Source organism: Paenibacillus sp. JMULE4 (genome assembly GCF_013337105.1).
GTDB classification, from domain to species: domain Bacteria; phylum Bacillota; class Bacilli; order Paenibacillales; family NBRC-103111; genus Paenibacillus_G; species Paenibacillus_G naphthalenovorans.
In genome coordinates this window covers 46,777-68,281 of record NZ_SGWF01000003.1, presented here as the reverse complement: position 1 = coordinate 68,281, position 21,505 = coordinate 46,777, and the positions used below count along the sequence as shown (strand labels likewise).

Here is a 21,505-nt window from a genome sequence, read left to right as displayed (position 1 = left end):
TTATTCTTTGATAAATAATGGAAACCGGTTTTGTCCCACATAGTATCCGCTATTTCTTAATGCTTCACGTTGATATTCGGTACCATCTTTGGTGAGAGCGAAAATCAAGTAACCTTCTTTCGATCCTACTTGGTTTGAACCAACGACTAAAGCGCGACGGCTGCTATCTGACGTCACGGATGGCCACCCTACCATTTTAAAATTATCCGTAACGAGCAAGTGATAATCTCTAGTAGTTTCTGTAGTAAATTCAATCTTGTATGCAAAGTAATAACTGTTATCCAGACTTTTTTGATCATACCGAACACCATTGGCCAGAAGATCCCAATAAGGAGACTCCTTATCCGAAGAATCAAAGAAAATGATTTCCTTAATCTTCATCTTGATATCTTTTGTCAAGTCATGCTCTATCGGGAGAGTAACCGCTTGTCTTAGCCCGTATGCCGTTTCAAAGTTCGTGCCGCGTAAAGCGATTTCGGCGTTACCCAAGGCTATTTTATCTACGGGAAGGGTATCCCCTTTGTTTAATTTAAGTATGCGCTCGATGATGGTTACGGATTGCGCTCTTGTCGTTGGCTTATCCGGTCCTAGTTCCCCTCTGGACAATCCTTGAATCAAACCCGTCTTCGTGGCATTGAACATCACGGAATCGTTGTCCATCAAGACCCCTTCCTGCTGCATATCCTCTCGTGTTGCACGCAAGGATATAAGCGACATTTCAAGCCTGGATATTTGAGTGTTTAGATCGCCGCTTGTAAAATCTTCCGCTCGATGTATATTTTTTTCTTTTGCGGCCGTGACATAGGGCGTGTACCAATCTTCCCCATCCTTTGCTTGAGGAACAGTCAGCTTCATGGCTGTAACGACTAATTTAATAAATTCAGCGCGACTTACATTTTGATCAGGTTTAAAGCTGCCGTCCTCGTAGCCGTCGACGTAATCGCTTGTGACTGCCGCGTTAATAGCAGCTTCGGCCCAATGGCCTGCTACATCATTAAAACTCGCTTTAGCCGTTAGGATAAAAGCATTTGAAGTCCCCAATAAGGCAGCCGCAATGAGTGCGGCCGTGAATGTTGTTCTTAGTCTCTTCATTATTTTTCCCCTTTTCCTTGTACAGGGCATGCTGTTGCTGCCCCTGATTTCCGGTTCCTCGGCGCCTCGTCAACCCCCGGGAATACAGGACTTTTCTCCCTCAAGCCGCCTCCGGCCATAGGTATATTGTAGCTTGTAATCCGTTTTTTACAGGTAATTATATCCAATTGATACGGATTAGCGAAATCTTACACTGGCTACGCTGCTTAATACGACCGGTTCGCTATGCGGCTGGCCCAGAAGGGATCGGTTCACCTCTATGATGGCGACAATGGACGGGCCGTAGATGGTTACGTTCACGCTGCGTGTCGTTTGCCGGTCTGTAGAGCTGTGGACGGTGATGGTCCGATTCAGCACATAAGGATACGTTGGGTTGGTAACATATTCCAAGGGGACTACATCCAGGTTAGCACAAGCATTAGTAGAACTAACACCATCGGCAGCGTATGCGCAAACCACTTGCATACCCAATACATCCGCGGTCATGCCTGAATAACTTTGTCTAGTGTTGGTTGAGTTTTATAAAATACAGATGGTGGAGGGACATTGTAAGCCCGCGTCACCGCAGCTCCATTCATATTCCAGTTTGGTGCAATATCCACCATATCTTTAGGTGGATTACCAAACAGATACCTTAGATCGTTACCTTCCTTATTCGTTCCATTATATGCCGTTGGCGTTGGACTGGCCGTTGAGGAACTTGAGGGCCTGATATAACCCTCACTAGGAATAATCCCCGGCTTTTGTGTAATGCCTCCAGAGGCTGCATCGTTCGGAACAAATTGATAAATACTTGTGTTTGCTCCTTTGTGTTCCCACCGTTTTCCATCAGGTAAACGATAAATTTGATGGCCCGGATTTGTTGCTGCCATGCCATAAACCGTTAGCTCATTTCCATTTACATTAATAGTAACGGTATTGCCGCTACTGGATCGATTTGCAGTTTGACCAGATCCTACGGTGATTTTCACATCTTTTACTGTCCCGTCAATATAAGGTGTAAGATCAATGTTTTTTGACCATGTATTGTTGGCAGAATAATGTTCACCGCTGACCGGCTGATTCCTTAACGTGCCTGATTGGAAATCGATATACATCGTTTTCGATTCGGCTGCGAATGCAACGCGGTAATCAATGAAGGGTAGTATTAATTGTGCCAAAAAGACAACTACCATTAGCCATGAAAAGTGCTTTTTATTCATCGAAAAGCCCCTTTACATTTGAGAATAACAGAACGTCCTTTTGATTTATGGTATAAGCGCTATTTCTTAACGCTATACGTTGATATTCTGTACCATCTTTGGTGAGAGCAAAAATCACGTAACCTTCTCTCGACCCTACTAGATTTGAACCAATAACCGAAACACCACGGCTGCTATCTGACGTCACGGATAGCCACCCTACCATTTGAAAATTATCTTTGACACGCAAGTTATAATCTCTTTCCGATTCTGTAGTAAATTCAATCTTGTATGCAAAGTAGTAACTGTTATCCAGATTGTCTTGTCGTTCACTATTGGCCAGAAGATCCCAATAAGGAGACTCCTTATCCGAAGAATCAAAGAAAATGATTTCCTTAATCTTCATCTTGATATCTTTTGTCAAGTCATGCTCAATCGGGAGAGTAACCGCTTGTCTTAGCCCGTATGCCGTTTCAAAGTTTGTGCCACGTAAAGCGATTTCGGCGTTACCCAAGGCAGTTTTATCTACCGGAAGGGCTTCCCCTTTGTTTAATTTAAGTATGCGTTCGATGATGGTTACGGATTGCGCTCTTGTCGTTGGTTTATCCTGTCCCAGTTCTCCTTTGGACAGCCCTTGAATCAAACCGGTTTTCGTGGCATTGAACATCACGGAATCGTTGTCCATCAAGACTCCTTCCTGCCGCATATCCTCTCGTGTTGCACGCAAGGATATAAGCGACATTTCAAGCCTGGATATTGGAGTGTTTAGATCGCCGCTTGTAAAGTCTTCCGCTCGATGTATATTTTTTCTTTTGCGGCCGTGACATAGGGCGTGTACCAATCTTCCCCATCCTTTGCTTGAGGAACAGTCAGCTTCATGGCTGTAACGACTAATTTAATAAATTCAGCGCGACTTACATTTTGATCAGGTTTAAAGCTGCCGTCCTCGTAGCCGTCGACGTAATCGCTTGTGACTGCCGCGTTAATAGCAGCTTCGGCCCAATGGCCTGCTACATCATTAAAACTCGCTTTAGCCGTTGGGATAAAAGCATTTGAAGTCCCCAATAAAGCAGCCGCAATGAGTGCGGCCATGAATGTTGTTCTTAGTCTCTTCATTATTTTTCCCCTTTTCCTTGTACAGGGCATGCTGTTGCTGCCCTTGATTTCCGGTTCCTCGGCGCCTCGTCAACCCCCCGGGAATACAGGACTTTTCTCCCTCAAGCCGCCTCCGGCCATAGGTATATTGTAGCTTGTAATCCGTTTTTTTACAGGTAATTATATCCAATTGATACGGATTAGCGAAATCTTACACTGGCTACGCTGCTTAATACGACCGGTTCGCTATGCGGCTGGCCCAGAAGGGATCGGTTCACCTCTATGATGGCGACAATGGACGGGCCGTAGATGGTTACGTTCACGCTGCGTGTCGTTTGCCGGTCTGTAGAGCTGTGGACGGTGATGGTCCGATTCAGCACATAAGGATACGTTGGGTTGGTAACATATTCCAAATGGTGGACAATAGGGGCTTCCTTCAAATGGCTTCTGGACAAAGGAGTCAATTCCGGACCAAGCTTTAAATTGAGCCGCAAATACTTGTAAAAATCATCCGTTCCCCTTGCGCTGTCCCAGACCAAACGGCCAAGCGCGGCTTCCCTCTTGTCTATATTCAAGGAAGCCGCGTGGGTTGCCCGATCAAGCAGCGGTTTTGTTTTGGTCAGGCTGTGCGTTTGCATCATCCAGTTGAAGGCCGTAACCCAGAGGAAGGCGGCCGCTATGATCCCAAAAAGAGCGAACAGCAGCAGGTGTGCGCTGCCTTCCTCCCTTCTTAGCAGCTTTTTCAAGGGGCGGTCGCCGTTACGGCACCGCTCACCTGGTTGACTGTGGCGGTCGAGATGCTCGTGTGAAGATTTGTGCCTTTGGCACCGACGGCCGGCCCCACCTGCGTTCCCGCAATAAACATAGCGGCGCCCCCCAATAACACGGTAAGAAGACAAGCAATAACTAATTTACCCATTTAAAATCATCCTTCCTTATATAATAGTGGTTATCCCTGAAAACTCGTCATCAGCTGCTCGGAGATCGTGATGACCCACGGATACAAAAAAAGGAGTACAATCATGCCGAAAGGAATCATGATGTAAAAACTGATCCAGACAGGCGCATTCTCGATTTTCCGGTTGATCTCGGCCGCCAGTGTCGTTTCGATGCCCGCCGTTTGCTCCTTAAGCACCTGGGCCACTTCCCTGGCATCGGCTTGACTGATCGCTTCCAGTGCATTAACCAGCGGAAATACCTCGGAAATGCCTACGGATTCCTTGAATCTCCAAATGGCGGCGCGCCGATCTCTGCCCCACATGACCGTCAGCTCCTGAAGGTGCGGGCTCAACAGCTTTAGCGGCCTTCCGGCGCGAATCAGCATGTCGCGAATATCCGCCTTGTCGCTCACACAGACCGACAGACGCTCGGCCAGCTTCGCGATTTCCATTAAATACTCGCCCCTCCTCCTGCTTGCCGAAGCAAGCACGAACAGCATCGGCATCCACCATCCGACCGCAATGCAGGCGCCCCCCTTCAGCAGCAGCCATATCCATGATCCGGTTGACTGGCCGTATATTATCCCTTCCGGATTCGTAAGCTGCGCTGCAAGGCCCAACGATAAGAGCGACAAAGCCATTCCTGCGCGCAAAACTCGAAACCGGTTGTAGCTCCAATCGGACGGAAGACCTGCCAGACGAGCCTTCTCCGCAAAATCACGCGCTCGCGGATTCTCGATCTCTTTTTCCATAGCGAGGACGTCCCGCTCTCTTCTCTTCGCCCGCTCCAGCATAAGGGCTAACCGGTTCGCACGTCCCAGCCCCATCCTCAGGCGTCCGAGCAGCGTAAACCAAAGCAAGGCGTTGCCGCCCGTAAATAGACCTATAAATACAGCTTTATGAGATACGATCCATATGTTCCAAAACAAACCCAGCATGTCGTCGCCTCCGTTAAAAAGCCTTCCGTCCCGACCGGACCACAAGCAGCATAGATACGAACATGACGGCAAAAGAGACGATCAGCAGCATTTTACCGCCAGGATTAAGAAAATAGTGGCTGTAGTTCGCTGCGTCTGCATAAATGTTGAACCCCACCACGAAAAAGGCGAATCCGATCATAAATGAAGTCCCGAGCCGGTACACGGTAATCATGGCCAGACGGTTTTCCTCATTGCGCTTGGCCGTTTGCATCCGGCTGACCAGATGATGCAGCGACTCCGTCATGTCCGTTCCGTAATGGGCCCCGATCAACAAAAGATCGGCCAGATCGTCCGCCCATTCACTTTGCACACGCCGTGCGAATTCATAAAGAGCCTCATCGACCGGCTTCATATGCAGCGCAAGTTCGAGCCGCCTCCACTCGCTTTTCACCTCATCGGGCATGGTACGCGAGGACTTGACGATGATGTCCGCAAGCGTAAGACTGGGCCGGTAGTGTCCGATCAGGTTCTGTACGAGCATGATCATGCGGAGCGCAATCCGGTGCCGCTTGTGCTGCACCCGAAACCGGACATAGAAATACGGCAGAGATCCGAGCAGGATGGCGACCGCCCCGCTCAGCGTCCAAACATGGTAGCCGGGTGCACTGATGACCCCATAGGCATATCGCTGCTGCAGCAGTCCCATAGCGGCATCCGACCCGAAAAAGCCGGTAAGTCCGATCAGCAGCATGAAAGCCATAACGACCTCTACGCCGATTTTCATGTCCGCCACTTCCATTTCCTCAGCCAAATGCTTTACCGGTTTCAGCTGAGTGATGGAAGCCCATGTGCCCCTTCGGGGACTGCTGCGTATGCCAAAGGAACGGAATCTTTTTCTTTGTCTCACCATGGAGTTGATTCCCTGAAATAGAAGAACAAGCAGGAGATACGAACCGGCGGCCCAGCCCCCCAGCAATAAGCCTTTCAGACTGCCGTGCATAAGCTCGGCGGATACGCTCACGATCCCCACACTCCCAGCTCGCGAAATTCGTGCGGTTGCGCACCGTTTGCGATCAAATGCTCCATCAGCGGTTTGCTGAGCTGCTCCCCGGTGAAGCGCCAGTGATGCCGCTGATAATCCCACTCGACCAGCGGCCGGATACATACCTCCTGGCGCTCGTCAACGGACAGTTCCGTGATTTCCGTAACTACACGGACATACTTGCCGTTTAACCGGATCAGGCGCAGGAAGACCACCACGTTAAAGGCTCTGGCCACGCGGCGAATGGCGTCTTTGTGATCGTGCTGCCGTCCGTCCTGCTTGATCATATCCACTACATCGCTGATAAACGATTCACGGTATTTGGTGTGCATCGTTCCCATCATGTCGTGGCCGCGCAAAGCCCCCTGCACCATCTGGGAAACCTCGGAGCCTTTGGCCTCGCCGACAATAACCCAATGGGGGCTCATGACGAGCAGCGGCTTAAACGACTCTTCCATCGTAAGCCCGATTTCCTCCACTTCCCGTACGGCCAGAATGTTCCGCGTACCGCGCAGACGCTCACGCAAAGCCACCTCAAATTCCTTTTCCAGTGTCCGGATTCGTTCGCTTTGGGGAATTTCCTGAGCCAGCGCAAACAGAAATGTCGTCTTGCCCGTCGCCGTTCCTCCGCCAATGAGAAAGCTCGCATGGTAGCGGATCAGAAGCTGCAGCAGCCGCGCCATCCGGTGATCGATCGTTTGAAGCTCTACCAGATGACCAAGCGTCACGTCCTTTACAATGAAGTTGCGGATATGAATGCTTGGAACGTCGGAATACGGCGGACGGGTCATCACTAGACGAGAGCGATTCCACATATAGGACTGGATGAACGGCTGCCTTTGGTTGATCGGCTTTTTACCGCAGAGCGACAAACGGTCCTGGAGCAAAAGCACATCCGCCAAGGAGGCGAATTTCCTGTGGTGCCGGATCATCTCTCCGCCGCGGAGCAGATATATATCGCAGCCGATCACCTGCACTTCTTCCACATCAGGCAGCCGGTACAGATCTTCAATAAGTCCTGCACCGCAGGTTTCGGCAAACACGCATTCCGTCGGGGACAGCGGGGAAATCAACGTATCCGGATCGATATCCATCCGATATTCCATCAAGAGGGTATCGATGACCGCTTTCATTCGCGCCCCGGCTGCCGGATCGCCAAGTCCAGCCTGTAAAATGTCTTCGTACAGCGCCTGATCCTTTTTCGATCGTTCGCTTAAATGCTCGTACACTAATTTAGAGGCTTCCCGCAGCGTCATTCGCCGTTCCGGCCGGGATGGCAGGACCGCCAGCCGGTTTTGGGTCTGCCGCGCTTGCATGATGTCTTTCAAATATTGACCCGCATCAAAACGAATTCTTGGCTGCATGCGGGAAGATAACCGTTCGCCCGGTGTCATTCGCTTCTCCTCCTTATCCGAAAAGCGCGGTCCACCGCTGCAGTAAACCGATTTTGCGGCGAACGGTTCCGCCTGCCAGTGCCGCTCCTCCCTGTTCGTTCGTTGGAGCAAGCCGCGCGGCCAGGCGGTCGATTTGCGTTGTGAAGCTTTCCGTCCCCGAGCTCAAATAAAGGGGATTTCCTTCATGGACCGCTTTGCGGCCAAGTCCTCCCCCGATATTCGGAACGGCAGCGGCAAGCGGCATACGCAGAAGCTCCGCGATTCGTTCGGGCTTGTCATCAGCCGTAGTCCGATTCAGGATAAAAGAAACATCCCCAGGGACGAGTCCGGCATATTTCCAATAGCATTCGTACCATTCTCCCCAGCTCATTTGAAATGATGCGTAATGATTCTGCGCTACAAGCCAGCGGTGGTCTGCCTCGCGCACGGTGCAGATGGTCGCGGCATTGTCCGGGTAAGAGTTCAAATCGACGATCGTGATGTCAAAAGCCGCCCGGGAGGTTCGAAGCAGATGGGCCATCATTTCCGGCGTCACATCCAGCGCCGTGTCACGCCTGCGGGAACCGGTCAGAATGTGAAGGTTCGGGATTTTGCGGTACGATATGCACGCATCGATCAAATCGCCGGGGGTAAGCGTCTGGGTCTGCAGCTTCGGCCGAAGCTTGAATCCGCTAGGATCAGGATCGGTCAAATTCAAGAAGGAGCGGATCTCGGGATTATGCAGATTGCCGTCGATGAGGCCAATGGTCATCCTGCCGGAAGCGGCCAAAGAGAGCGCAGTGCTCACGGCAATGGTCGTAGCGCCATCTTTGCTGGCAGCAGACCATACAGCCGTCAGCGATCCTTCCCGGTAACCCGGACTACCCGGACTGTCCTTGCGGTCTCCGTTCACTATAGAGGCAAACGCTTCAAGCATGCCGTCACCGGTAAGACCGATCGGTATAATGGTATAATGATGCTGATCGGCCATCCGGCTGATCGCTTCCAGCAAAAACGAATCATAGACCGATGCGTCCAGCGCAATTGCTGCCTGTGCCTGCGGCTGTCTTCGGCTCAGTTCCTGCACCCACTCCCACGGGTACACATCATAAAATACTCCGGCATGCACCATCACAAGATCAAACGGCTCTTCAAGCCTGGAGAAAAACGATTCCCTGCTGCGAATATGACGGATATCGAGTCCGCGAACGCTTCCCAACAGGGCGCTCAGCCGGTCTGCGGCATCCGCCTCCGGATGAATCAGCAATAATTTGGTCATGACGTAGGCTGCACCTCCTTGGTGTTCGAGCTTGTTCCTGTATTTTCATTACCGCTGACCTGGCTTTGATCAAGCTCCCCCTCCACTTGTATTTGCCCTTTCGTTTGGGTAAACGCATCGGCTGCTTTCAGCTCGCGAAACAGCGCCGTAACGGTTCCGGAGTCTGAACCAGGCTTGGTCAGATCGGGTAAAGCCAGCTTAATCCTGCCGGCAATACTTCCCAACACATAAGCCTCGTACACGTCGTCGTTCATCAGGTAGGTGTTCAGCTCCGGCTTTCCGTTCGGTTTGGAGCGGGCATTCTGAAGCTGTTGGCGGTTCGATTGCACGACCGCTTCCACTGCCGTGGCATCGGTCACCTCCGGTCCTTCAGGCGTTTTCACGCCGGTAACCGGAAGCTGCTCGATGACTTTAACTGCCCCGACGCTCCATGTGGCTCCCGAGGCGGTCTTAATCAGCTTCGGGTTATCAAACTCTACCCAAACGTCCACCCGATCGCCCTTCCGTACCATATTGCCCACATTCGCCGCCGCATCCGTTTTGAAGCTGAAATACCGCTCTCCTTCCCTCGGCACAAGCCGTCGGTCCGATAGCTTCCACAAGACCAATTCCTCATTGTCCGCAATGGGAACCAGCACTGTTTGACCGATCAGCGCATGGACATCCGTCACGGCCTCCGGGTGGTGCGCCGCAACCGGAATCACCGCTTTGCGCAGCATGGAGGCTTCGATCACCTCGCCGCTGTGCAGCATGCGCACCGGTTTAACGGTATCCATGGTTTCGACCTGAAACTCCGTATGCTTCATGAACTGCCAATACCCTGCGACAGATCCGGCCATCAGCAGACAGCCCAGCAGGGCGACGATCCACGTTCTTTGCATCTGTGCTATCCTCCCTTAATGACTCCTTTGAAAAAGCCGCAGCAGCTTGCCGCTTCCATTGCCGGACGGACGCGCTTCAGCCGGCAGCAGGCGGTTTAGCCATGGCTGCATCGCATCCCGAAGCGCCCTTCGAACCGGTGGCGCATCGTGCGGGAGACGCCCGTTCCATTCGGCCGCCGCCAGGACGGCGATGTCCAAAGCAGGCAGCAGGCATGCCGGACGCTGCGGCAATAAGCGAAGCCAGGCCTCGGCTTTGGCCGTGCGCGGGCATTTATTCACGATGCAGTGCAGCCGTCGGCCGGGTCCGATCCAGCTTTGCAGCTGCCGCTGCACGCGCGAAACGGCGGGAAGCTCCAGCTTGTGTACGAACGGATCGACGGTGTAGACAACATCCGTCGCCGTATCGAGCAGCTGCTGAACAGCGGGCTGCTCCCACTGCGCGCCGATGTCTGCAATCAGCACCGGGCGGCGGACGGCGTGAAACAGCTTGAACCAGTAGCTCGGGTCCTCCATCGGCGATCCCGCTTCTTCCACGGGCTCTGCGGGAAGCCACAGCGTATGGCCGTCCGTCCACGGATGCTCCGCAGGATGCCCGGAGCCTCCACCCGGCGCGTTGTAGCAGCGGTACCCCGGCGGCGCATGCTTGTCCGCCAGCAGCAGCGCGTGCAGCTCCGCACGCGGCGTGGGCGGCTCGATCAAGGCATGCGGCACGCCTTGATCGTGCAGCAGCCGCGCGAGTGCGAGCGCGGCGAAGGTGGCTCCGGCGCCGGGGTACAGCGCGCCGACCGCCACCACGAGCGGCGGTGTCCACGCCGCTCCCCCCGCCGCCGCGGGTGCCGCCGGCATCCGCTGTGTCGCGAGCCAGCGCCGCAGCACAGCCCCCGCCTCGCGGGCGCTCGCGTAGCGGTCCTCGGGGCTTGCGCGCAGCAGGCGCAGCACGAACGGCGCAATCCCCGGGGGCAGCGCCGTCCCCTCGCCGGGCAGGCTCCGGGTGCTGTAGTACGCGCCTCCGCTCAGCAGAAAATACATCAGCGCCCCAAGCCCGTACAGGTCGGTGCGCGGGTCGCTCTGCCGTCCCTCCAGCTGCTCGGGAGCGGCAAAACCGACGGTACCGATGCAGACCGTATCTGCCTTCCGGTCCGGTTTAAAGCTGCGCGCCGTACCAAAATCGATGAGACGCAGCTGCCCGCCGGCGTCCAGCATCAAATTGGACGGCTTCAAATCACGGTGAATGATCGGCTCCGGACGGATCGAGTGCAGATAATCGAGAAGATCGCACAGCTGCAGCGCCAGCTCGGCCGCCTGCTTCTCCGTCATCCGCTTCCCCTGCCTTTCGAAACGCTGCAGCAGCGTCTCCCCCTCGATATAATCCATCACCAGATAAAGGAAGCCCTGCCGGGTGAGCGGCACATAATCCACGATATCCGGAAGATTCGGATGGCTGAGCCGGCTCATGGTCTCCGCTTCCGCCAGCAGAATATGCCTCCGCTTGGCCGTTTCCGCTTCCTCTTCGCCAAAAGCCGGCCCGTCGCCCACATACGTTTCCTTCACCGCCCAGCGTTTACCCTTCAGCTTCAAATCATCCGCCAAAAATACGCTGCTCATCCCGCCTTTTCCAAGCTGCGCCGCAATCCGGTAACGTCCTGCCAGTACATCACCGGGTTTCAATCCCATGGTGTGCCTTGCCATGATCCACCTGCCCTTTCTTTTGCGTATCCTTTCCCGGAACGGCAAAAAACCGCCTTACGCATGCCGATTCGGCATGACATAAGGCGGTTCTTCCGCACGTCATATGGATTTTTTAAACGATCAAAGAATGTTTAAGCTCACTAAAGCGTTGAAGTAATCCAAGGAATGCTGCACCAAGGAAAACTACCATTAAAAACAATCTGGCATCTTCGACAAGACTCCGTTAGGAGTTTTTTATAAAATAGCATAGTTTTCCAAAATATTCAAGTCTTTTTTATTTCACAAGGGCCTGATTCACACATGGCCAATACGCGGGAACGGCCCGGCACTGAACGAGAAGAATCCCGGTACTGCACGGGACCCGGCATCCCATTCACCGATATCGGAGGCAACCATCCGCTAGCGCATGCTGAAGATATCCATTCTTAACACTTTGTAAATTCCCCGCAGACATCCACAAACAATTTACATTCAATTAACCTTGAGAAAACATGGACCCGCTACAATGAGTCATGGATTAGAAGTAAACCATCCCGGAAAGGAGTTCCTTCATGTCCTCGCTGGAAAACAATGCCCTGGCACGCGGGACCATGAAAAAAAAGAAACTTGCCTTCTCCAAAGGTCTCAAGCTTCAATCGCTGCGGTCCGTCCGCTTCAAGGAACAGGCGCTGGCTTATGTCTTCCTGGCTCCGTCCCTGCTGCTGTTCGGCGTGTTTCTGTTCTATCCGCTGCTGAAATCGGTGTATCTCAGCCTTCACTTGACCGATCCCCGCGGAAGGATAGCGGCATTCGCCGGTCTCGACAACTTCAAAGAGCTGTTCGCTTCGGACGCCTTTATGAAGAGCCTGCAGGTGACGCTCTCATTTACGCTCCTGACCGTGCCCACCTGCATTATCCTGGCGCTCCTCCTGGCCGCTCTTACGCACAACAAGCTGGGCGGGATGCGTTGGTTCCGGTTCGTCTTCTCGCTTCCCGTAGCCATTTCCGTCGGAACCGGCTCCGTCATCTGGATGATGCTGTACCATCCGAGCCTCGGGACGCTCAATTACTTTCTTACCCTGATGGGCTTGAATCCCGTAAATTGGCTGACCGATCCGGCCTGGGCCCTGGTTTCGGTCGCCATCATGACGATTTGGATGAATCTCGGCTTCAACTATATCGTCCTGCTCAGCGGGCTCCAAGGCGTGCCGGAGGACATCTACGACAGCGCCAGGATCGACGGCTCCGGGCCGCTGCGCACCTTTGCCCGCATCACCCTCCCGCTCGTTTCCCCCACCCTCTTTTTTGTGGGAATCGTTTCGGTGATCGGGGCTTTTCAATCGTTCGGGCAAATTCACATCTTGACTAAGGGAGGACCGATGAACAGCACCGACGTCATCGTATTTAACATCTATCAGGATGCGTTCGTCAATTTCCGCTTTGGCATCGGCAGCGCGCAGGCGCTTGTTCTGTTTGCGATCATTCTGATTCTGACGGCGGTGCAGTTCCGCTTTCTGGAAAAGAAGGTGCATTACCAATGACGTCCCGTCTGCAGAATACGCTGATCTATGCCGTTCTGACGATCGCCGCCGTCATCATGCTCTATCCGATCGCTTACACGCTGTCGGCCGCCATGATGACGAATGCCGAGTCGGCCACCTATCCGCCCAGGCTGCTTCCCGGAAGTCTGAATTTTGAAAACTATTTGTCCGTGCTGCAGCTGATTCCGGTCGGGCGGTTCATTGCGAACAGCTTTTTCGTTTCCGGCGTCATTATGATCGGACAGCTCATTACGGCCAGCATGGCCGCATATGCCTTCGCCTTCCTGCGGTTTAAGGGCAAATCGGCATGGTTTGCCCTCTTTATGTCCACGATGATGATTCCGTGGGAAGTTACGATCATTCCCAATTACTTGACCGTCAAAAGCTGGGGCTGGCTCGATACATATCAGGGCTTGATCGTTCCGTTCCTCGCTACGGCGTTCGGAACGTTCCTGCTCCGCCAGTTTTTCCTGCAGCTTCCGGGGGAGCTGTTCGAAGCCGCCAAAATCGACGGCTGCGGCCATCTGCGAAGTTTCTTCCGGCTTGTGCTGCCATTGTCCAGACCTGCACTGGCCACGCTCGGCGTGTATTCGTTTCTGACGCATTGGAACATGTACCTGTGGCCGCTGCTCATCACCAACGGTGAAGCGATGCGTACGGTGCAAATCGGCATCAGCATGCTTCAGTTTGAAGAAATGACCTCGTGGAACCTGGTGCTCGCCGGCGTCGTCATGGTCATGCTTCCCACGCTTGTCCTCCTCGCGCTCGGTCTTAAGCAGCTGGTGCAGGGGATGACCGCCGGAGCGGTCAAAGGGTAACCAACCGCGCCATGGGCCTTCTAACGGGTCCGGCGCCCGATATAAATCTATTCCAAAGGAGAGATCAACCGTGATAAAACCACTCAAGCTGAACCAAAAATCCTCTTTAACGCTCCTGCTTGCTTTTGTCATGCTGGTTTTGGCGGCATGCGGGGGAACGACTGCCGGCGGGGGCGACAGCAAGCCTGAGGCAGGCGAAGCCAATGGAACGGAAGCGCCGAAGGCCTCCGAGCCGGTCAAAGTCGTGTGGTGGCACTCGATGAGCGGAGAGCTCGGCAAAGCGGCGGACAAGCTGGTAGCCGACTTTAACGCCTCGCAAAAGAATGTCGTGGTGGAGGCCGTATTTCAAGGCACCTATGATGAGAGCCTGAACAAAATGAAGGCGTCCATGGATTCCAAGAGTGGCCCGGCGCTGATCCAGGTATATGAAATCGGCAGCCGCTTCATGATCGATTCCAAAGCGATCACCCCGATACAGCAGTTTATCGATGAGGAGAAATTCGATATATCCGCATTGGAAGAAAATATTTTGAACTATTACACCTTCGACGGCAAGCTGTATTCGATGCCTTTTAACACGTCCAACCCGATCCTGTACTACAACAAGGATATGTTTAAAGCGGCCGGCCTCGACCCGGAAAAGCCGCCGGCCACGTATGAAGAAGTAGCCGAAGCCGCCAAGAAGCTGACCAAGGACGGACAAACGGGCGCCTCCTTCGCCATTTACGGCTGGTTCATGGAGCAGTTCTTCGCTAACCAGGGCGCCGAGCTCGTCAATAACGGCAACGGGCGTACAAGTCCCGCAACGGACTCGCTGCTGGGAAGCGAGGCGGGCGTCAAAACGATGACTTGGTGGAAGCAAATGATCGAGGACAAAACGATGCTCAACCTCGGACGTAAAACGGACGATACGAAAAAAGCGTTCGCCGCCGGACAAATCGCCATGACGCTGGATTCCACGGCAGCTTTGCGCGGCATCGTGAACGCAGCGGAAGGCAAATTCGAAGTCGGCACCGCCTTTCTGCCGAAGCCCAAGGACGCTCAAGACGGCGGCGTTATCGTTGGCGGCGCGAGCTTATATATCCTGAACAACCGATCCGAAGCCGAGCAGAAGGGCGCCTGGGAATTCATCAAATTCCTGACCGAACCGAAGCAGCAGGCCTTCTGGTCCGTCAACACGGGATACTTCCCGATTACGAAAAAAGCATACGACGAACAGCTTGTTAAGGATAATATGGCGAAATATCCGCAGTTTAAAACGGCGGTAGACCAGCTGCACCAAACCAAAGCAAACAAAGCGACGCAGGGCGCAGTCATGGGCGTTTTCCCTGAAGCGCGTCAGCTCACCGAAGGGGCGATCGAGGAAATTCTGAACGGCAAAAAATCGCCGAAAGAAGCTCTCGACGGCGCAGCAAAGGAAATTTCCGCCCGAATCCAACAGTACAACAAAACCGTAAGCAAGTAAGCAAAAGCATACGACAAAGCCGAGGGGAATTGCACCGCCCTCGGCTTTGTTTGGCTTCTATATTTTTTCGATCATGCTGCGGGCGACCCATACGCCTGCCGCGCCCGCTTGCGCCAGCCCCCGAGTCACGCCTGCGCCGTCCCCTCCGCAGTACAAGCCCTCGATCTCCGTCTCCAGGCGCTCGGTAAGCTTGGGCCTTGCCGAGTAAAACTTGGCTTCTACACCGTAGAACAATGTATGCTCGGACGCAATGCCCGGAGTCACCTTGTCCAGCGCCTCCACCATCTCAATCAGGCTCTTCATCGTATTGTAAGGAAGCACCAAACCCAGATCGCCCGGCACCGCTTCTTTGAGCGTCGGCTCCAAAAAGCCCTCCTTGATTCTCGTTTCCGTGGAACGTCTGCCCCGGATAATATCGCCGTATTTCTGTACGATGACCCCGCCGCCGGATAAATCGTTGGCCCGCTTGCATATTTCCCGCGCATACTCATTCGGCTTATCGAACGGCTCCGTAAACCGGTGCGACACCAGCAGTGCGAAGTTCGTATTGGTTGAGCCGAGCGCAGGGTCTTTATAGGCATGGCCGTTAGCGGCCATCACGCCGGAATGATTTTCAACGACCACATGGCCGGACGGATTGCTGCAGAAGGTGCGTACGCGCGTACCGACCGACGTATTGAAGATGAATTTTCCTTCGTATAAATGCTCGTTGATTTCATGCATCACCACATCGGACGTTTCCACACGCACACCTACGTCCACCTGATTGTTATACATTTTGAGACGGCGCTTGCGCAGCACCTCGGTGAGCCAGGCCGATCCGTCCCGGCCGGGAGCGACCAGCACCTTGTCGGCTTCAACTTCTTCGCCGTTTTTGAGGACGATACCTTGGATACGGTGCCCGTCCTCCGTCTTTGTCGTCAGCAGATCGGCTACCTCCGTCTTGAACTGCATATCGATTTTGGTTTTCAAGTAGGCGTTGATGGAGCGCAGGATTTCCAGGTTTTGCTCGGTGCCCAGATGCCTTACCTGAGCCCTCAGCAGCTTCAGCCCGGCCGCATAACCCCGCTGTTCTATGGAGCGGACCACTGGAGTGGTCGGATCGGTTACGTTCTCCGTCGCCCCGTGTTTGAGATTGATGGCGTCCACATAGCGGATCAAATCGAGCACACGCGATGGAGGGAGATAATCCGTCAGCCAGCCGCCGAATTCGGTCGTAATGTTGAACTTGCCGTCGCTGTACGCCCCGGCTCCGCCGAAACCGGCGGTAATCGAACAGGCCGGTAAACAGCCGGCGTACTCCTTTTTGCCTGCAGGCGGCGGACACAGCTGAATCTTCTCCTCTAGGATGGGACATCTTCTGCTGTCAATATCGTGCCCTTTATCAATCAGCAGCACCTTGAGCTGAGGCGCTTTCAATGTCAGCTCGTACGCTGCGAAAATTCCGGCCGGTCCGGCTCCGACAATAATAACATCGTATCGTTTGTTCATGAGTGAGTGTGCCTCCTTAGCATAATGAACGCAAACCAAAAAATCCCGGCTTCGAAAGGGTGCGGCAAAGCGCCCTGTTCGTAGCCAGGAATTTGCGGTTCCTTGGTAGAAACCCTTGACCCATATTGTCAAGGATATACGATCGGTAGAGTAAATATTAGGTTTTGAACACAACAGAATCATAAGTCAATTCTTGAATATTGTCAATGGCATATCGCAAAAATGTTCGTGTTCATCTTGCATTATTCGGATCGATTCCATTTGCCGATATAACATTTAACCCGAAAGCCGAATGTTTTTGTCATCACACGAAAGAAGGAAAGTGATCTGTCGTCACTTTCCTTCCCGTTTACATCCACCTTTTCGTTTTCGGTCTGCGGCTTGTTTGGCGCTTTCTTTTCCTTCCTGCGGAGACAGAGCTTCTCCCGTTTCTCGTACCGTTCAGCTTCAGCGGCTTTCCGGCTGCCGCTTGTGATTCGTTAATCAGCCGGGCTATTTTTTTTAAGACCGGAGACATTTGCTCCGCCGACTGGTAGATAGAACTCATTTTATCCAGCGCGCTGATGACTTCATCGAGACCTTCGTTCACGTTGCGGATGACCGCAGGGAACCTGTTCAACATATTCAATCACCCTCTAATCGTTCCTCCGAATCTCAATTTATTGTATGCAGCAATAAGCCCGGACGGTTTAGGCGGATGACCCGGATGCCCCGAGGGCCCGCAAAATAAATTCCCAGCTCTGCTTTGCAGTCGAACACGGATCGTGGTGTGTATTTGAAAGAAGCGGTTGAAACGAATCATATTTCTTGTGAACCAGAATCATTCCGATGACCGTCATGAGGGCATGATCAAGCGAATCAAATTGAAACCGACCTTCCTCCCGCCCTTTTTCCAACAGCTCCCGAACCTTGAACCAAACGGGATAAGTAAACGAGGTAACGATCGGCTTGCGCGGAGAATTCATCATAATTTCCTGCTGTACAATGGTGCTGAGCTCCATGTCCGTCATGCTGAAGTGGATGATCTCATGAACGAGCAGCTTCAGCCCCTCCACCGGGTCTTTGAAAACGCCCTCAAACTGGGCCAACCGGTGACCGGGAAAGAAGGATTCGAAAATCGCCCGAAACACCTTTTCTTTGCCCCCGAAATAATAGGAGATGAGAGCAACATTAGCGCCCGCTTCCTCACAGATTTGCCGTACACTGGTACCGTCAAAGCCTTGTTGTGCAAATAGCTTCTTGGCCGAAAGCAGTATGCGGATCTTCATATCGGACTCGGTCTGTATCATAATGCATCTCCTTACCGGATTCTTTTAATTTCATTATGTAACTTTCCCCCATAGAGTGCAAGCCAAAGGCCGGCAGGATGACTGCCTGCCGGCCCCGTCATATTTCAAGCCCCCGTTGCTGCGGTATTCGCTGTCTTCGAATGTTCCGCTGCGTCCGGAATCGTTCCGGTTTCCTTACGCAGGCCTGTTGCCAGAAGCCCGACCGCCGCGCAGACGGTCATGATGAGAGCCAGTGCACCGATATCACGCGCCGTTCCCGGACCTCCGAATAACAGGTTCATAGCACCCTCTACCGCATAAGTAGCTGGCAGGTATTGGCTGATGGTAAAGTAAAAGCCGCCCAGGAGCTCACGCGGAACCATAGCGCCGGAAGACACCAGTTGAATCGATAGCATGGAGATATTAAAGAGCATACCCGCCATGCCGAAAACGATCAAAAACATTTGCGAGAAAAACATGAATGTCATCAGGAACAAGGCCTGGAACAGCCAGAAGGCCAGGAAACCGGAACCCATTTGTCCACCCAAAGCAACCACCAGCGAGGAACCGACCAGTGCAATCAAGACGGCGGACACCGCATTGATGAAGACGCGGGCACCGAATTTGCTCCATTTGGAATAACCCGCTCCGAGCATCCCCGTTGCTTGCTGCAGATTCATACCCATAATCATTGCGCCGACGAATGAAGCAAGCACCATCATCATCGGGATCATTTGGTTGTGCATCCCCTGAACCGGATTTGTAAATTCGAGATTCGCGGCCACCTTATCGGTCAATCCCCGGGCCATAGCCGCTGCTTCTTGCGCAGGAATATGGGCTTGTACCAGAATAGCTTGAGCGCCCGCTATCGCCGCTTCTTTGCCCACCGAGGCCGTCACGCCGCCGGCAACACTCTGCATCATGCTCTTGATCAGGGCCGGATTGGACTCGTTGATGGTATAGTTGATCTTCGCTTGCTGACCAGGGGTCTGCAGCTGCTTGGTAAATTCCGCAGGAATATGCAGCACCATCTGTACCTCACGCCCGTTCAGCATTTCCTTGGCTTTGTCCGCAGAGCGTTCGCTGATCAATTGAAAGGGCAGTGATTTTGTCAACTGCTCTTCCACTTTTCGTCCGAAACCGGGGTCATCGTTCACGACGGCGATTTTCAGCTGCTTCGTATTATCGTTCACGCCCTCATATCCGGTCATCCAAATCAGGCTGAATATAATTTGAAACATCATCGCCGTCATGATTCCTATCTTCGTAGCCGGCTTTTTCAAATACGCTTGTAAAGCTTGAAGCATGGTCTTTCTCTCCTCTTATGTATATATGTTAAATGCTTATTTTAATTAAACGTTTGTTTGAATCATGTGAAATATCTTCCCTATTGTCAATACCTTACTACAGGGATTTGTTCGGGTATCCGATCCACCCTCGCAAGGCTCCCTGTTCTCCTGTAAATGACCGAATGCCATTTATAGTAGCCGCGGAGTCAACACCGACATAAACTGTATTGACTTTTTCGCTGCCGCAGGGAGCCTTGACGCAGTGGCGGTGGAGCCGGTATTCGTTACCGCGCGTTACCGCCTGCGCTTAAGAAGCGTCAATGACAATGCCCCCTGTGCTTGCTGCGCAGAATAATGACCAGCAGGATGAAGAGCACCAAAATGAGAGCCGCTGAAGTATAGCCGTGTCCATGCCAATGATGATGGTGATGTTTTTTCGGTGTATAGATGTTGATCTCCTCGTAGCTGGCATGCACGTTGATCGGCGCGGGATATACAGGCTGCGGCAGCGATACGGGCGATACGTACGTCGGCATCGGACCTATGTTCGGGCCTACATTCGATAGCGGAGCATAGGCCGTCGGACCGACATGCGTTTTTGGTACAGCGGTAGGTTGATACTTTTCCATAATGCGAACACCTCCATAAGATTTGACGAAAGCACAAGAAGCCAGCTTCATTTCTTGTGTTTTTGCGCATTCAAGCGTTCCCGGGAACTCGTTACTTGCCTTACTTGAACACACCATTAGTCTATGGAGAGATACCCAACGGGAGCACGGTGTTCACCTATGCCCGGGAGAAAAATAGACATTTACCGCCATCGGTCAAGGCAGGAAAAAAGCGTCCCATTCTGCTGTTTCCGGCAGAATGAAAGACGCCTTGGATTAGACATACGGATTATGCTCCCGTTCATAGCCAATGCTGGTCCTCGGGCCGTGGCCCGGGTATACAATGGTATCGTCCGGCAGTTCGAACAGCTTGCCGTGGATCGAATCCAGCAGCTCCTGATGACTCCCGCCCGGCAAGTCCGTACGTCCCACGGACAGCTTGAACAAGACGTCACCGCCGAACAAATGCTTGCCGTAGAGGAAGCTGACGCTTCCCGGGGAATGGCCTGGGGTATGGAACACCTTGAAGCTGAGGCCCAGTACCGATAAATTTTGCCCGTCGGCCAGCGAGTACTCGGCAGGAGCGGTAGTGATCGGTCCGGTAACATCAGGCCACCTGGCCGATCCGTTTTTCTTCGGATCCGCCAGCCAATCCGCCTCGTCGTCATGCAAATAGACAGGGCAGCCCTTTAAACGGCGCAGCTCTTCTACCCCGCCTATATGATCAAAATGGGCATGTGTAAGCAGAATCGCTTCAATCTCCATGTCGGCCACGCGTTTGAGCAGCGGATTGGGATTCATGCCGGGATCGATGACAACCGCTTTGTTCTCGCCGGGGAGCGAGATCAAATACGCATTCGTCTGCAGAGGACCCAGAGAGAACGACTCAATGACAAGTTCCTTTGTTTCCATCGTCATCGGCTCAGAAGGAGGACAGCAGCTCGCGCAGTTCTTTTACGATGACGGTCTGGTAACCGGTCCCCTCACCGTACTGACGGCCCATTTCCTCACGCGCAATTTTGATTTTATCTTGATAATCCGCAGCTTCACGGTCCGGATTCTCTTGTTTGAATTTGATCATAACCTCCTGCACATGCTTCGGACGCGGTCCCCACTGTCCCAGCACAAATCCGCTGAAATCCGTGAAAATGACGATCGGAATCGCCTCTCCGCCCATGGTCAGAAATTGCTCCATCACATCGGGATGCTCCTCTTTGATCAGAACTTCCGTCGGGATGCCGGAAATCTCCAAAGCGCGGAATACGACCGGCACATTGCGCACCACATCGCCGCACCAATCAGCAGCCAGAATAAGGCAGCGGAGGTCATCGCGGTTGTTCAGCGATTCAAAAAACGCCTTATCCTCTTCATCCTCCCACTTGAACAGATCGTACCACTCTTTGAATTTATCCTGATTCTTGGTCATCCCGTCGATAAACTGCTGCGGGGACAGCCCTTTGCGAAGCTTGCTGCTTAAGTTTTTGCTCATCGGAATCCATTCCTCCTTCAAATGTGCTGCTATGGATTATTGTACCAAAAAAAAGTCCCCCCTCCAA

Annotated in this window: 23 protein-coding genes and 1 riboswitch; of the genes, 3 read left to right on the top strand and 20 right to left on the bottom strand. The window is 53.0% G+C overall.

What is annotated here, in order from left to right:
- From EXW96_RS01570 to EXW96_RS01510, 13 genes are all read right to left on the bottom strand, one after another.
- A complete protein-coding gene (locus EXW96_RS01570; RefSeq protein WP_174349699.1) occupies positions 1 to 1,092 on the bottom strand; it encodes an S-layer homology domain-containing protein in 1,092 nt (363 codons plus the stop codon).
- 177 nt (positions 1,093 to 1,269) lie between these two features.
- Complete coding sequence (locus EXW96_RS01565; RefSeq protein WP_174349698.1) at positions 1,270 to 1,557, bottom strand: hypothetical protein; 288 nt, start codon at positions 1,555 to 1,557, stop codon at positions 1,270 to 1,272.
- Positions 1,558 to 1,574: 17 nt separating this feature from the next.
- Positions 1,575 to 2,294 (bottom strand): hypothetical protein, encoded by a 720-nt coding sequence (locus tag EXW96_RS01560; RefSeq protein WP_174349697.1) that lies wholly within the window; start codon positions 2,292 to 2,294, stop codon positions 1,575 to 1,577.
- Complete coding sequence (locus tag EXW96_RS01555; RefSeq protein ID WP_174349696.1) at positions 2,287 to 2,958, bottom strand: hypothetical protein; 672 nt, start codon at positions 2,956 to 2,958, stop codon at positions 2,287 to 2,289. Before EXW96_RS01555 ends, EXW96_RS01560 begins: the two co-directional genes overlap by 8 nt.
- An 80-nt stretch (positions 2,959 to 3,038) precedes the next feature.
- Positions 3,039 to 3,389: an S-layer homology domain-containing protein gene (locus EXW96_RS01550; RefSeq protein ID WP_174349695.1), complete on the bottom strand. Its 351-nt coding sequence runs from the start codon at positions 3,387 to 3,389 to the stop codon at positions 3,039 to 3,041.
- A 179-nt stretch (positions 3,390 to 3,568) separates the two neighbouring features.
- Positions 3,569 to 4,114, bottom strand: a complete 546-nt coding sequence (locus EXW96_RS01545) for a hypothetical protein (protein WP_062409672.1) — start codon at positions 4,112 to 4,114, stop codon at positions 3,569 to 3,571.
- The gene (locus tag EXW96_RS01540) at positions 4,111 to 4,287 is read right to left on the bottom strand and encodes a hypothetical protein (protein ID WP_171005906.1); all 177 of its coding nucleotides are present in this window, start codon (positions 4,285 to 4,287) and stop codon (positions 4,111 to 4,113) included. Before EXW96_RS01540 ends, EXW96_RS01545 begins: the two co-directional genes overlap by 4 nt.
- A gap of 30 nt (positions 4,288 to 4,317) precedes the next feature.
- The gene (locus tag EXW96_RS01535) at positions 4,318 to 5,244 is read right to left on the bottom strand and encodes a hypothetical protein (RefSeq protein WP_174349694.1); all 927 of its coding nucleotides are present in this window, start codon (positions 5,242 to 5,244) and stop codon (positions 4,318 to 4,320) included.
- 13 nt (positions 5,245 to 5,257) lie between these two features.
- Positions 5,258 to 6,247, bottom strand: a complete 990-nt coding sequence (locus tag EXW96_RS01530) for a type II secretion system F family protein (protein ID WP_309224978.1) — start codon at positions 6,245 to 6,247, stop codon at positions 5,258 to 5,260.
- Positions 6,244 to 7,662, bottom strand: coding sequence for an ATPase, T2SS/T4P/T4SS family (locus EXW96_RS01525; protein ID WP_254611174.1), 1,419 nt, complete (start codon positions 7,660 to 7,662; stop codon positions 6,244 to 6,246). Before EXW96_RS01525 ends, EXW96_RS01530 begins: the two co-directional genes overlap by 4 nt.
- A 13-nt stretch (positions 7,663 to 7,675) precedes the next feature.
- Complete coding sequence (locus EXW96_RS01520) at positions 7,676 to 8,920, bottom strand: CpaE/TadZ family protein (protein WP_174349692.1); 1,245 nt, start codon at positions 8,918 to 8,920, stop codon at positions 7,676 to 7,678.
- Entirely contained in the window at positions 8,917 to 9,801 is an 885-nt protein-coding gene (locus tag EXW96_RS01515; RefSeq protein ID WP_174349691.1) for a CpaB family protein, read from the bottom strand. The genes EXW96_RS01520 and EXW96_RS01515 overlap by 4 nt, the downstream gene beginning before the upstream one ends.
- Before the next feature lie 15 nt (positions 9,802 to 9,816).
- Complete coding sequence (locus EXW96_RS01510; RefSeq protein ID WP_174349690.1) at positions 9,817 to 11,490, bottom strand: serine/threonine-protein kinase; 1,674 nt, start codon at positions 11,488 to 11,490, stop codon at positions 9,817 to 9,819.
- A gap of 551 nt (positions 11,491 to 12,041) precedes the next feature.
- On the opposite strand from EXW96_RS01510, the gene EXW96_RS01505 reads away from it, so the two are divergent.
- The 3 genes from EXW96_RS01505 (at position 12,042) to EXW96_RS01495 (ending at position 15,293) form a co-directional block, all read left to right on the top strand.
- Complete coding sequence (locus tag EXW96_RS01505) at positions 12,042 to 13,010, top strand: carbohydrate ABC transporter permease (protein WP_174349689.1); 969 nt, start codon at positions 12,042 to 12,044, stop codon at positions 13,008 to 13,010.
- Positions 13,007 to 13,828, top strand: a complete 822-nt coding sequence (locus EXW96_RS01500) for a carbohydrate ABC transporter permease (RefSeq protein WP_062409680.1) — start codon at positions 13,007 to 13,009, stop codon at positions 13,826 to 13,828. Before EXW96_RS01505 ends, EXW96_RS01500 begins: the two co-directional genes overlap by 4 nt.
- Positions 13,829 to 13,958: 130 nt before the next feature.
- Positions 13,959 to 15,293 carry an ABC transporter substrate-binding protein gene (locus EXW96_RS01495; RefSeq protein WP_174349707.1) on the top strand — a complete coding sequence of 445 codons (1,335 nt, stop codon included), beginning with the start codon at positions 13,959 to 13,961 and terminating at the stop codon, positions 15,291 to 15,293.
- Between the two features lie 57 nt (positions 15,294 to 15,350).
- On the opposite strand, the gene EXW96_RS01490 is transcribed toward EXW96_RS01495, so the two are convergent.
- From EXW96_RS01490 to EXW96_RS01460, 7 genes are all read right to left on the bottom strand, one after another.
- On the bottom strand, positions 15,351 to 16,784 hold the full coding sequence (locus EXW96_RS01490; RefSeq protein ID WP_174349688.1) for an NAD(P)/FAD-dependent oxidoreductase: 1,434 nt from the start codon (positions 16,782 to 16,784) through the stop codon (positions 15,351 to 15,353).
- A gap of 61 nt (positions 16,785 to 16,845) precedes the next feature.
- Positions 16,846 to 16,946: riboswitch (purine riboswitch) on the bottom strand.
- Between the two features lie 187 nt (positions 16,947 to 17,133).
- Entirely contained in the window at positions 17,134 to 17,406 is a 273-nt protein-coding gene (locus tag EXW96_RS01485; protein WP_054818520.1) for a hypothetical protein, read from the bottom strand.
- A gap of 67 nt (positions 17,407 to 17,473) precedes the next feature.
- Complete coding sequence (locus tag EXW96_RS01480; RefSeq protein ID WP_054818519.1) at positions 17,474 to 18,073, bottom strand: TetR family transcriptional regulator; 600 nt, start codon at positions 18,071 to 18,073, stop codon at positions 17,474 to 17,476.
- 104 nt (positions 18,074 to 18,177) lie between these two features.
- Positions 18,178 to 19,359 carry a YhgE/Pip domain-containing protein gene (locus tag EXW96_RS01475; RefSeq protein ID WP_174349687.1) on the bottom strand — a complete coding sequence of 394 codons (1,182 nt, stop codon included), beginning with the start codon at positions 19,357 to 19,359 and terminating at the stop codon, positions 18,178 to 18,180.
- 299 nt (positions 19,360 to 19,658) lie between these two features.
- On the bottom strand, positions 19,659 to 19,970 hold the full coding sequence (locus EXW96_RS01470) for a YjcZ family sporulation protein (protein WP_174349686.1): 312 nt from the start codon (positions 19,968 to 19,970) through the stop codon (positions 19,659 to 19,661).
- A 255-nt stretch (positions 19,971 to 20,225) separates the two neighbouring features.
- Positions 20,226 to 20,861 carry an MBL fold metallo-hydrolase gene (locus tag EXW96_RS01465; protein WP_174349685.1) on the bottom strand — a complete coding sequence of 212 codons (636 nt, stop codon included), beginning with the start codon at positions 20,859 to 20,861 and terminating at the stop codon, positions 20,226 to 20,228.
- A gap of 10 nt (positions 20,862 to 20,871) precedes the next feature.
- A complete protein-coding gene (locus EXW96_RS01460) occupies positions 20,872 to 21,438 on the bottom strand; it encodes a thioredoxin family protein (protein WP_054818517.1) in 567 nt (188 codons plus the stop codon).
- Between the last annotated feature and the right edge of the window lie 67 nt (positions 21,439 to 21,505).

What these genes read in the sequence shown, in the direction of transcription:
- EXW96_RS01505 (WP_174349689.1), top strand. Translation starts at nt 12,042, where the DNA reads ATGTCCTCGCTGGAAAACAATGCCCTGGCACGCGGGACCATGAAAAAA.
- EXW96_RS01485 (WP_054818520.1), bottom strand. Translation starts at nt 17,406, where the DNA reads ATGTTGAACAGGTTCCCTGCGGTCATCCGCAACGTGAACGAAGGTCTC.
- EXW96_RS01555 (WP_174349696.1), bottom strand. Translation starts at nt 2,958, where the DNA reads ATGGACAACGATTCCGTGATGTTCAATGCCACGAAAACCGGTTTGATT.
- EXW96_RS01570 (WP_174349699.1), bottom strand. Translation starts at nt 1,092, where the DNA reads ATGAAGAGACTAAGAACAACATTCACGGCCGCACTCATTGCGGCTGCC.
- EXW96_RS01510 (WP_174349690.1), bottom strand. Translation starts at nt 11,490, where the DNA reads ATGGCAAGGCACACCATGGGATTGAAACCCGGTGATGTACTGGCAGGA.
- EXW96_RS01465 (WP_174349685.1), bottom strand. Translation starts at nt 20,861, where the DNA reads ATGGAAACAAAGGAACTTGTCATTGAGTCGTTCTCTCTGGGTCCTCTG.
- EXW96_RS01490 (WP_174349688.1), bottom strand. Translation starts at nt 16,784, where the DNA reads ATGAACAAACGATACGATGTTATTATTGTCGGAGCCGGACCGGCCGGA.
- EXW96_RS01515 (WP_174349691.1), bottom strand. Translation starts at nt 9,801, where the DNA reads ATGCAAAGAACGTGGATCGTCGCCCTGCTGGGCTGTCTGCTGATGGCC.
- EXW96_RS01495 (WP_174349707.1), top strand. Translation starts at nt 13,959, where the DNA reads ATGCTGGTTTTGGCGGCATGCGGGGGAACGACTGCCGGCGGGGGCGAC.
- EXW96_RS01560 (WP_174349697.1), bottom strand. Translation starts at nt 2,294, where the DNA reads ATGAATAAAAAGCACTTTTCATGGCTAATGGTAGTTGTCTTTTTGGCA.
- EXW96_RS01535 (WP_174349694.1), bottom strand. Translation starts at nt 5,244, where the DNA reads ATGCTGGGTTTGTTTTGGAACATATGGATCGTATCTCATAAAGCTGTA.
- EXW96_RS01540 (WP_171005906.1), bottom strand. Translation starts at nt 4,287, where the DNA reads ATGGGTAAATTAGTTATTGCTTGTCTTCTTACCGTGTTATTGGGGGGC.
- EXW96_RS01525 (WP_254611174.1), bottom strand. Translation starts at nt 7,662, where the DNA reads ATGACACCGGGCGAACGGTTATCTTCCCGCATGCAGCCAAGAATTCGT.
- EXW96_RS01470 (WP_174349686.1), bottom strand. Translation starts at nt 19,970, where the DNA reads ATGGAAAAGTATCAACCTACCGCTGTACCAAAAACGCATGTCGGTCCG.
- EXW96_RS01520 (WP_174349692.1), bottom strand. Translation starts at nt 8,920, where the DNA reads ATGACCAAATTATTGCTGATTCATCCGGAGGCGGATGCCGCAGACCGG.
- EXW96_RS01500 (WP_062409680.1), top strand. Translation starts at nt 13,007, where the DNA reads ATGACGTCCCGTCTGCAGAATACGCTGATCTATGCCGTTCTGACGATC.
- EXW96_RS01460 (WP_054818517.1), bottom strand. Translation starts at nt 21,438, where the DNA reads ATGAGCAAAAACTTAAGCAGCAAGCTTCGCAAAGGGCTGTCCCCGCAG.
- EXW96_RS01550 (WP_174349695.1), bottom strand. Translation starts at nt 3,389, where the DNA reads ATGAAGAGACTAAGAACAACATTCATGGCCGCACTCATTGCGGCTGCT.
- EXW96_RS01480 (WP_054818519.1), bottom strand. Translation starts at nt 18,073, where the DNA reads ATGATACAGACCGAGTCCGATATGAAGATCCGCATACTGCTTTCGGCC.
- EXW96_RS01475 (WP_174349687.1), bottom strand. Translation starts at nt 19,359, where the DNA reads ATGCTTCAAGCTTTACAAGCGTATTTGAAAAAGCCGGCTACGAAGATA.
- EXW96_RS01565 (WP_174349698.1), bottom strand. Translation starts at nt 1,557, where the DNA reads ATGCAAGTGGTTTGCGCATACGCTGCCGATGGTGTTAGTTCTACTAAT.